The sequence below is a fragment of the Tepidanaerobacter sp. GT38 genome (genome assembly GCF_021991635.1).
Taxonomy (GTDB): domain Bacteria; phylum Bacillota; class Thermosediminibacteria; order Thermosediminibacterales; family Tepidanaerobacteraceae; genus DTU063.
Genome location: NZ_JAFFJA010000098.1, coordinates 1 through 9,657, shown reverse-complemented (window position 1 = coordinate 9,657; position 9,657 = coordinate 1). Strand labels below are relative to the sequence as shown.

The window sequence follows — 9,657 nt, the reverse complement described above, 5'->3', positions numbered from 1 at the left end:
ATTATTTTACACTATGCGCACTGGTGTTCATCTCCCTGAAAAAATCTCTAGGGTCAGTTATTTCACCCATCAAAGCAGACGCTGCAACACATGCTGGGGAAGCAAGATATATCTTAGCACCTGTGCTGCCCATACGTCCAGGAAAATTGCGATTTGTAGCGGAAATACATACTTCACCCTCTGTCAAAAGACCTTCATGCGTTCCAAGACATGGGCCACAACCGGGTGTAACAAGCGTTGCCCCAGCTTTTAACAGTGACTGAATATAACCAAGTTCGATAGCACGCTGCAATACTTCTGTGGATGCTGGTATAATAATTAACCTTGTATCTGGATGTATCTTATTGCCGTCAAGAACTCTGTAAGCTGCCTCAATGTCTTCTAATCTTCCTCCCGTACAGGAACCGATAAATGCCTGATCAATCTTTACCTTATCTACTTCTTCTATAGGATAGACATTATCAACGCTGTGTGGTACAGCCACCTGAGGGGATAAATTACTCACATCAAAATGGTAAACCGTTGAATACTCATAATCAGGGTCTGTTTCTGGAATAACAAATTCTCTATTCGTCCGTTTGCATACGTACTCAAGAACTTTGTCATTGGGCTTCATATATGCAGTTTTCGCACCCATTTCGACAGCCATGTTGCATATTGTCATTCTATCCGCAACGTCAAGCTTTTCCACATAGCTACCGCAGTATTCAATTACCTTGTAAACAGCTGCGTCAGCTTTGAGTTTTCCTAATATATAAAGAATTACATCTTTTGCATATACACCTGACTGGAGTTGACCTTCAATTTCTATTTTTATTACTTCAGGTACCCTAAACCAAAGCTCTCCTGAAATAATGGCAGTTGCCATATCTGTTGCACCCACCCCAGTACCAAAGGCCCCGAAGGCACCATGAGTTGTAGTATGTGAATCTGTTGCTATAAGAATCATACCTGGCCACACCAAACCAGCCTCTACTAAAACTTGATGGCATACACCTGAATTAATATCAAAATGATGGGTAAGTTCCTGCTCCCTTACAAATTTCCTCATTTCCTTATGAATTTGAGCTGTCTTTATTGTTGGTGCCGGCGCATAATGGTCAAAGATGAAAGCAACTTTATCTTTATCCCAAACTTTTCTTCCACCCATTTCATAAAAAGAATATATAGTCTGTAGATAAAGGTCATTTATTTCAGCAAAATCAATCTTGCAATTTATTATTTCACCGGCTCGAACACATTCTTTTCCTGCTGCTTTCGCTAGAATTTTTTCAACTGCATGCATTAGTTACTCTCCTCATTATAAAATTTATATTGAAGCTATTTTGTATTAAAACGTTTAAGTTTTTATACTAATAACCCTTGCCTTAGTTTACAAGGCAAGGGTTATATACAAAGCTAAAGTCATAATAATATTGAAACTATCGTATTAATTTTAAAGACCATCAAGTGCAATTTCTCAACATTTGCTCTGTCCTAATCAAAGTCTTAAAAAGTTACATTATCATTGTTAATAATATAGTAAACAAGGTAGATGCAAGCAAAGCTATCGGAGCACCATTAAACAACAACTTCCTAAACATTTCATCTTTTTCTCTCTCATTAACTGAGCCTAGTACTAAACTACCACCTGATGAAAATGGAGATATAGAAGTTGCTTGCGCGCCAACAATGATTGCTACAAACAATACTACAGGGTTTATACCGGTAGCAGCTGAAATTGAGGGTACCGTTGGGAATAACGTCGGTGCTACTACGCCTAATGTACTGCTAAAGAGTGACATTATTCCACCTATTATACACATTACTATAGGCACTAAGGTTGATGGCACGTTTGTTCCTACCCAACCTGCAAGTAAATCAACAGTACCAGCTTTTACTGCAACAGAAATCAGCATCCCTACTCCACAAATCATTATTAGAGTATTCCAAGGCACATTTGCAACTACTTTTTTTTCATTGCCAAGCCTTAATAATAATGCTATCGCTGAAAATACTATAGCAATAAGACCTATATCAATTTTTGAGTTAATTAATGCAATTGTTTCATTATTGGGAAGTAGCAGCTTAGCAATAGGAGCTGCCAAAACAATTAAAATCATAGCAATTATTAGGAACATTGTAATCCTTTGTTCATTGTTAAAAGGTTCTGGCTTAGCAATATCTAAATCCGTTCTAGATGTTCTGCCACTCTTTGAGAAAAATACGAACACAGTTATGACAACTATAGGAATTATCATTGTTGCGACAAATATGGGAGTTGTATAAGAATAAACATTTTCTGTATATCCAGCTTTCTCAACCAAACCTTTAAAAATAATTCCACTTGCACTAGTCATAAAGTTTGCCCCAGCAAGACAGCCGTAATTTACAGACATAGCTCCAATTAATTTGTTTATGCCTGTCTTTTCACATAGTAATAATGTTATTGGAGCAAAGAAAGCTAATACCGTAAAGTAGCCGGCTCCGAGTGCCGCTAATATAGTTGCCGAAAGGAATAGAGCATATGGCAATAAGTGAGGTACTCTTCTTATACTATACAATAAGTATTGAGATAATTTCTCTAATGTCCCATTTTCTACAGCAAAATTATAAAATATTGATACAGCAAAAATAACAAAAAATACACTAAGAGGCCACATATTGATTATTTCACTTGTTTTAAGATTTAACATAAAACAACCAATTATGTAAGAAAACGCCATTGCAAAAAATCCTATGTTTATTTTTGTCTTAAATCCAAGTGCGATAGACAGTACTATTGCACCAACAACTATCAAACTAATCATTGCGAGCCCTCCATCCTTTAAACATTCCCTAAATATTTAACAGTTTGGAAGCATTTTTTATAGTCATCGTTTCTATTTGTTCTTTAGTAATACCATGATCAAACAAATAATCAATATACTCTTGAAATGCGATCTCCCAATGAGGATTCTCAACTTGGCCGCCGTCTGTATCTACAATAATATTTTTTTCTCCTATCTTTTTTATGATTTCTAAGTTGTCAGGTAAATTGCTCTTATATTTACCTCCCCCTAGGGGTTGAGCATAACATCTCTCTAAATAAACATCATAATCTTTTACAATTTGTATTTGCTGTTCATGAGTCATACCAACAACCCAAAATTCAGGGTGATTTATTACTATTTTGTTTATCCCCATATTCTTTGCATGATCAACTACAACGAATATTTCTTCCGGTGAAAGGTGTCCAGTTGCCAAAATTGCATCGTATTCTTTAACAATACGTAATACTTCATCTAATTCTGGAACGACCTTTCCATCCCTTACACACTCTATTCCGCCTGACTTACCGTTTTTTGCTAAATGATTTGAAGCATGCATTGTTGGTAGCCATACTATCTTGCCACCCAATTTCATCGCTGTTTCTACTGCAACAGGATTTAAGCCACCAACAGCCTTATTTAGAGTTACCCCACCATACATAACGAAATCATTTTCGCCCTTGTACATTCTCTTATTATATTCATTAGCCAGATACGCTCTATTAACGGTAAAACCGTGATGTGATTTAATGACAATAGCTCTAGCTCCAACTCTTACTCCTGCATCCAACAATTCGAAGTCAGTATACGCCCTTTCCCTAATATCAGGAGCAGTATGAACATGTAAATCAACAACACCCTTTAGAGATAATTTTCCCATACTCATCCTCCTTGTTTATATACGCTATTGATATATTTTGATATTTAAAAAACTATATAATATAGATATCCTCTCCTCCCCTCTGTACAATATAGCCTGAATATTAACAGAAATACTGCTTTTCTTGCTTGACACCAGTTTAGTTTGCTGCAATTCTCTCTTAATGCTGCAGCTAAAAGCAGATTAACTTATTTAAAATTAATAAGGAACGCACTAAGTTTTTATAAGCCTTGAAATACAACTAGCACTCTTGGTATTGAAATATAATGCTTTATGTATCTTTACATACTATTCTATCTGATATATTCAGAAAATACTAATATTAAAAGTTTATATTGTCGATAGGATTTACCTATACTTTATGCTTTCGAATGACTTAGAATTAAATAATCATCTTTGTATTACATTTCCCCTATAAATGCATCGACCGGTAAATCTACTTAAAGAGATTTACCGGTCACTAAAATTTTATAACCTCTCTTTTCCTGAAAAATATTTATGGGCTATTTCCTCAATTCTTTCAATAAGTGCTTCATAGGTATGGCTTCTATTTCTAATACAGTACCTGGCCTCTTTTTCACAGATCAAGCACTTTCTCGTCTCAAGGTTTAACATAGATCTATTAATTTGATTGTGATTTTTATCAAATACGTCCACATCGAATATGCGCCCAAGTTCGTGCATGTCTTCCAATTTCACCATCATTTTTTTGGCCTCAAGTGGATCCATATCGACAGATATAAAGCCTTCAGGCCCTGTTGAATAATTATATGTTTTTATATAATATATTTTTTTATTGCTGTCATAAAGGGATTTTAAAATAGCTTCCATACCTACCCCATGGATTTTTGAGTATAAATCCGAATTTTTCTTAGCCCCAGGTATGTTTAAAGTAAACGAAATTAGGGTATAAGGAAAATTTTTCAGTATCTCTCTTTGCTTTTCAGCCCTTGCCTCACGAGAGTCTAGAATGATTTTTAATAGTTTATTATCCACCTGCAATTCTTCCATTCAATTCAACCTCTCGTATACAAAATATTATCGCCATTTTCTAAAAAATATAAAAACATGGTGACTGCTATCAAATCAGCTGCACCACCTGGACTTACGTTCTTCTGTATAAAGTCCCTATCCATTTCCCACACAAACTCTTTACCTTCAGGTGTTAAATATCCACCTAAACTTAAAGCAGTCCTTGCTTTATTTCTAGCATACTCTAACATCTCCATGTTATGCCTGCCCAATATATTGCTGTCCTCTGTATTTGCAATAAGTGCTAGTAAAATATGTACTAAAATATCATTAATATTTACTTTTGCATTTATTAAATCTTTCAATAAAGGCAATGCGTGCTGCAACGCCGTTTTAAAACCACTTTCTGCTTCTCCCCTGACTCCTTTTACACCGTATTTCTTAAACATTTTTTCTCCATAAGTCAAACTTCTCTTATAGTCAACATTTTTCAATTCTTCCGTTATACCATCGCACATTAGCTTCACAAGCTGCGATATTTCTTCTGCTGGAATGAATCTGGAACCATGATTTTTGTAATGCAGACCAGCAGCCGCTGAGATTATTCCCAAAGAAAATATTATTCCTTTATGGGTATTCACACCGTTTGTAACTTCAAACATACTGTGTTCTGCTTTAATTCCAATGGGCCTAATCCCTTCCAGCAGCATACGGTAATCTGGACCGTCAAATGTCAGACCTGCCATAGCACAATTATAAAAATAATCCATCAAAGCTATACTGCTGTCTAAAAAAGTGTAATAATCCATATCATGGTGGGCACCGGCATTGTTTCTATCCACCAGCCCCGGCTTTGGTGTTGCTGATACTTCATATAAAAGTGCCTTTTCAGCCAGTTTCATTACATAAAAGCAAAAATTGCTCCAATTCAATATCCATTCCCCTTTACAATGCAAGAAATAACATCTTAAGTTGTAAGTTGATTTGTTTTATAATATTCTTTCACCAAATCAATAAAGACTCTCGCAGCTTTTGACAAATAATTTTTGGGATTTATCACAACACAAGTCTTCCAGGCAGGTTTGATATTCCCCTTTATAAAATAATAATCAGCCTCATATTCTCCTTTGGATATATTTATATATCCGAAAGGTATACATGTTACGCCAAATCCCACAGACGCGAGTCTGCGTGCTGTTTCATAGTTTCTGAGCAATAAACCTATTTTAGGCTTAAAATTTAATTCATCAAATATACTATCACAAATTTGTCTGATTCTCTTATCCCTTTCAAGTAAAACAAAATTTTCATTTTCAAAGAGGTGCAAATCAATCACAGGATATGGCAACCCTTCCACTTTTTCTGCATATTTTGCCATGGGGTGATTGCACTTTGTTACTAGCACAAACATATCTTCACATAGCGCTTCGTACTTTAATGACCTGTTATCATCGTCAGATTCATAATGCATAATACCAAAATCAAGGGATCCTTTCATTAAAAGATCTTCAATATTATATGAATTATCCTCATGAATATAAATTTCGATATTTGGCCATTTTTCATGAAATTTCGGCAAGATTTTTGGAAGGAGATACACAGCCAAATAGTTCGTAATTCCTATTGTAATCTTTCCTTTTTTTAAATTATTGATTTCTGTTATCTCGTTGCATAATTCGTCATAAATTTTTAATATTGCTGTAGCAGCCCTGTAATATTTTTCGCCAGCTAAAGTTAGCTTAACGCCATTTGGATATCGGATAAAAAGAGGGGTGCCTAATCTGTCTTCAATTTTTTGCAATGCCTGACTTAGCGAGGGTTGGGCAACAAATAGTTTTTTTGAAGCTTCTGAAATGCTCTGGGTGTCGGCTATCGTCTTAACATACAACAATTCTCTCTCGTTCATAATTCTCCTCCTTATATATGGGCGGGGAGACTATTTCCCCTTGGCACAGGATATTTTTTTGCTATACGAACTCTATAGTTATCAGAATCGAAAGCGAGCAGTTCAGTTCATTTATATTTGTGCCATTTAATCTTTACTCATCTGAGTTGGACACATTTATTATATATCAAAAAATTTTATTTTCAAACTTTGTGCCATTTGCAGATTTCCTTCTTTATTATCTTTTAATGACAAAAAGTACAATTTTTTGATATTGTGAAAAGGATTTTCCAAGTTCATGTAGAATATTATTAGAGAAAGTAATTATTATTACTATTTAGTTGGAGGTAATATTCATGAATCTAAAAGGAACCAAGACTGAAAAAAATCTTCTGGAAGCATTTGCAGGAGAAGCCATGGCCCGCTGCAAGTATGATTACTATGCTTCCATAGCCAAAAAAGAAGGCTATGAACAGATAATGGGGATTTTCCAGGAGACCGCAAATAACGAAAAAGAACATGCAAAGATGTGGGCAAAATTCTTAGGTCTGATTGGCGATACCGAAAAGAATCTGGAAGAGGCCGCAAAGGGCGAAAACTACGAGTGGACCGAAATGTATAAGGAATTTGCTAAGACCGCCCGCGAAGAGGGCTTTGAAGAGATCGCCAGTTTCTTTGAAAGGGTTGCCGAGGTTGAAGCTGAACATGAGCAGAGGTACCGCAAGCTGCTTGAGCGCTTAAAAGAAGGTTCAGTGTTTAAACGGCCAGAACCCATAAAATGGCGCTGCCGCAATTGCGGATACGTTTACGAAGGCACCGAGCCACCCAAAGTATGTCCTGCATGTGCTCACCCCATGGCATTCTACGAGCCAGCAGCAGACAACTATTAATATGTGGCGTGTAAAGGCCCCCTCTCTTAGAGTCAAAAAGCCTGAACACACTTTCAGACAAAAACCGCTTTTAGGCTATGTTGCCTAAAAGCGGTTCATATTTTATCCTGAGAATATAAAACAGGTTGCTACTACCTTGTCGTTTTTATTTATGCCAGAGCCCGAATAACCTTTCATCAATGTCGCCCTGCTTTTTACTTTAGCTCCGGCTTGTTCCCGGGTCTACTATTACCCCTCCCCCTGCCGGAAAGCCCTGGCTTTTTTGCCAGCGGCACACCATATTCCCTTAAATTTTTTCAGCACCTGTTGATACTCTTTCATGCCCAACATGACTATTGTATCCTCATAATCTTGCCGCATGCGCAGCATTGTGCCACCGACATTGATATCATTAATTGTATTAGTTAGAGTAATGTCCCCGTTTATGTTGGTCCCCTTCAAAGGATATAGATAAATTGCCACCCAAAGGAATGGATTCAAGGTCCAATTAGCTAGCCGTTCCATGTGTAGGCGGTTGTCACGAAGTGCAAGCAGCACCAGGTAAATCATAGGATGCAGAGCTTTGACTCGCACATAAAATTTTCGAACCTAGGGATGTCTGCCACGGCATTTTAAAGTACCTTTATAAAACTCCTTCATCCGTTTTACTGCTTCTTCCAAATTTTCCATGGAAGTGGCGTATGATAGCCTGACAAAACCTTCACCGTTTTTACCGAAGGCGCTGCCGGGCACGACGGCAACTTTGCCCTCCCACAGTAGCCGCTTTGCAAATTCCTCCGAACTGAGGCCCGTTTGTTTAATAGATGGGAAAGCATAAAAAGCACCTTTTGGCTCAAAACACTCAAGGCCCATTTCCCTTAAACTCTTTACCAAAAATCTTCGCCTTTCATCGTATTTTTCCCGCATGGCAGCAATGTCATCGTCACCGTTCTTCATGGCTTCTATTCCCGCATACTGGCTTATGGTGGCAGCACATGCCACATTGTACTGGTGCACCTTGAGCATCTCCCTGGCCAAGCCTTCAGGTGCAGCGATGTAGCCCAAACGCCAGCCGGTCATGGCGTAGGATTTGGAAAATCCGTTTATGGTAACCGTCCGTTTCCACATGCCTTCAATTCCGGCAAAAGCCGTAAATTCTACGCCGTAAGTCAGCTCAGAGTATATCTCGTCTGCCGCCACAATTAAATCGTACTTTTTGACTACTTCCGCTACTGATTTTAATTCATCCTTGGTCATCACCGCTCCCGTGGGATTGTTGGGATATGGCAGTATTAAAAGCTTAGACCGAGGGGTGATGTATTTTTCCAGCACATCTGCTCTTAGAACAAAATTGTCTTCCAAATATGTAGGCACATAAACAGGTTTACCGCCTGCCAATATGGTGCAGGGCCCATACGCCACAAAGGATGGCTGAGGTATTAGAACCTCATCACCCGGTTCTATCAGTGTCCTGATGACCACATCGATGGCCTGGCTCGCGCCAACGGTGACGATTATTTCCGATTCAGGATTATATTGCAGGCCATATCGGCGATTCAGGTAATCGGCAATTTCCTTCCGGAGCACATAATGGCCGGCATTTGCTGTATAAAAGGTATGCCCATCTTCAAGGGACTTAACAGCAGCCAGATTTATGTGAGATGGGGTCACAAAATCCGGTTCCCCAATGCACAGGGATATGGCACCCTCTACTTCCTTTACCATGCTAAAAAAATAGCGTATGGTTGAAATCTCAATATTTTTTGCTCGCTGAGCTACGAACTTTCCGTAGTCCAATAAAATCTCCTCCCGCACAGTTTAATTTATATTATTAAGATTATATCTTCAAAAGATTTTACCTGCAAGGCAAAAATATATGATAACACTTTTGTAAGTATAAAAATATGATATAAGTGAAAATTTTTGGGGAGGGAAAATTCATGCTGTGGCGTCAAGAATTCGGATCCAGAATACTCTATCGGGGCCTGCAGGGTGAGGATGTGAAAGAGCTTCAATCAAGGTTGGAAAGCCTGGGCTACGACGTAGGGCCAATTGATGGCATATTTGGACCTCTGACCGAAAATGCTGTCAAAAAGTTTCAAAAAGACAACGGCCTGGTATTTGAAAGGGTTTGGGCCTTGTCGCACTCATTCTGGAGATAGATCAAGTCGGTCATGTCCCGCACATTTGCCACTATAAACTTGATATTGCCGCTGTCATCAAATATGGGAGTAGCTGTCACACCATGATTTCCTTTACGGT

At 37.9% G+C, this 9,657-nt stretch carries 10 protein-coding genes; 2 read left to right on the top strand and 8 right to left on the bottom strand.

From position 1 onward, the window contains the following. Position 1: 1 nt before the first annotated feature. From JT739_RS11235 to JT739_RS11210, 6 genes are all read right to left on the bottom strand, one after another. Complete coding sequence (locus JT739_RS11235) at positions 2-1,285, bottom strand: 3-isopropylmalate dehydratase large subunit (protein WP_237661217.1); 1,284 nt, start codon at positions 1,283-1,285, stop codon at positions 2-4. 211 nt (positions 1,286-1,496) lie between these two features. Then, positions 1,497-2,789 carry an SLC13 family permease gene (locus JT739_RS11230; RefSeq protein WP_237661216.1) on the bottom strand — a complete coding sequence of 431 codons (1,293 nt, stop codon included), beginning with the start codon at positions 2,787-2,789 and terminating at the stop codon, positions 1,497-1,499. Positions 2,790-2,817: 28 nt separating this feature from the next. Continuing rightward, complete coding sequence (locus JT739_RS11225) at positions 2,818-3,669, bottom strand: DUF6282 family protein (RefSeq protein WP_237661215.1); 852 nt, start codon at positions 3,667-3,669, stop codon at positions 2,818-2,820. A gap of 468 nt (positions 3,670-4,137) precedes the next feature. Then, positions 4,138-4,680 (bottom strand): citrate lyase holo-[acyl-carrier protein] synthase, encoded by a 543-nt coding sequence (gene citX, locus JT739_RS11220; protein WP_237661214.1) that lies wholly within the window; start codon positions 4,678-4,680, stop codon positions 4,138-4,140. A 5-nt stretch (positions 4,681-4,685) separates the two neighbouring features. Further along, positions 4,686-5,573 carry a triphosphoribosyl-dephospho-CoA synthase CitG gene (citG, locus tag JT739_RS11215; protein WP_237661213.1) on the bottom strand — a complete coding sequence of 296 codons (888 nt, stop codon included), beginning with the start codon at positions 5,571-5,573 and terminating at the stop codon, positions 4,686-4,688. 35 nt (positions 5,574-5,608) lie between these two features. Continuing rightward, positions 5,609-6,547: a LysR family transcriptional regulator gene (locus JT739_RS11210; RefSeq protein WP_237661212.1), complete on the bottom strand. Its 939-nt coding sequence runs from the start codon at positions 6,545-6,547 to the stop codon at positions 5,609-5,611. A gap of 335 nt (positions 6,548-6,882) precedes the next feature. Here JT739_RS11210 and rbr point away from each other — a divergent pair, with 335 nt between their 5' ends. Further along, entirely contained in the window at positions 6,883-7,416 is a 534-nt protein-coding gene (gene rbr / locus JT739_RS11205) for a rubrerythrin (protein ID WP_237661211.1), read from the top strand. 228 nt (positions 7,417-7,644) lie between these two features. On the opposite strand, the gene JT739_RS11200 is transcribed toward rbr, so the two are convergent. Together JT739_RS11200 and JT739_RS11195 are read right to left on the bottom strand one after the other, a co-directional pair. After that, a complete protein-coding gene (locus tag JT739_RS11200; protein WP_237661210.1) occupies positions 7,645-7,989 on the bottom strand; it encodes a hypothetical protein in 345 nt (114 codons plus the stop codon). A 15-nt stretch (positions 7,990-8,004) separates the two neighbouring features. Continuing rightward, positions 8,005-9,192, bottom strand: coding sequence for an aminotransferase class I/II-fold pyridoxal phosphate-dependent enzyme (locus tag JT739_RS11195; RefSeq protein ID WP_237661209.1), 1,188 nt, complete (start codon positions 9,190-9,192; stop codon positions 8,005-8,007). A 143-nt stretch (positions 9,193-9,335) separates the two neighbouring features. Here JT739_RS11195 and JT739_RS11190 point away from each other — a divergent pair, with 143 nt between their 5' ends. Then, positions 9,336-9,557 carry a peptidoglycan-binding protein gene (locus tag JT739_RS11190; RefSeq protein ID WP_237661208.1) on the top strand — a complete coding sequence of 74 codons (222 nt, stop codon included), beginning with the start codon at positions 9,336-9,338 and terminating at the stop codon, positions 9,555-9,557. Positions 9,558-9,657 lie beyond the last annotated feature (100 nt).

Excerpts from the sequence above, each read along its gene's own strand:
- JT739_RS11235 (WP_237661217.1), bottom strand. The coding sequence starts at position 1,285 with ATGCATGCAGTTGAAAAAATTCTAGCGAAAGCAGCAGGAAAAGAATGT.
- JT739_RS11230 (WP_237661216.1), bottom strand. The coding sequence starts at position 2,789 with ATGATTAGTTTGATAGTTGTTGGTGCAATAGTACTGTCTATCGCACTT.
- JT739_RS11225 (WP_237661215.1), bottom strand. The coding sequence starts at position 3,669 with ATGGGAAAATTATCTCTAAAGGGTGTTGTTGATTTACATGTTCATACT.
- citX (WP_237661214.1), bottom strand. The coding sequence starts at position 4,680 with ATGGAAGAATTGCAGGTGGATAATAAACTATTAAAAATCATTCTAGAC.
- JT739_RS11210 (WP_237661212.1), bottom strand. The coding sequence starts at position 6,547 with ATGAACGAGAGAGAATTGTTGTATGTTAAGACGATAGCCGACACCCAG.
- rbr (WP_237661211.1), top strand. The coding sequence starts at position 6,883 with ATGAATCTAAAAGGAACCAAGACTGAAAAAAATCTTCTGGAAGCATTT.
- JT739_RS11190 (WP_237661208.1), top strand. The coding sequence starts at position 9,336 with ATGCTGTGGCGTCAAGAATTCGGATCCAGAATACTCTATCGGGGCCTG.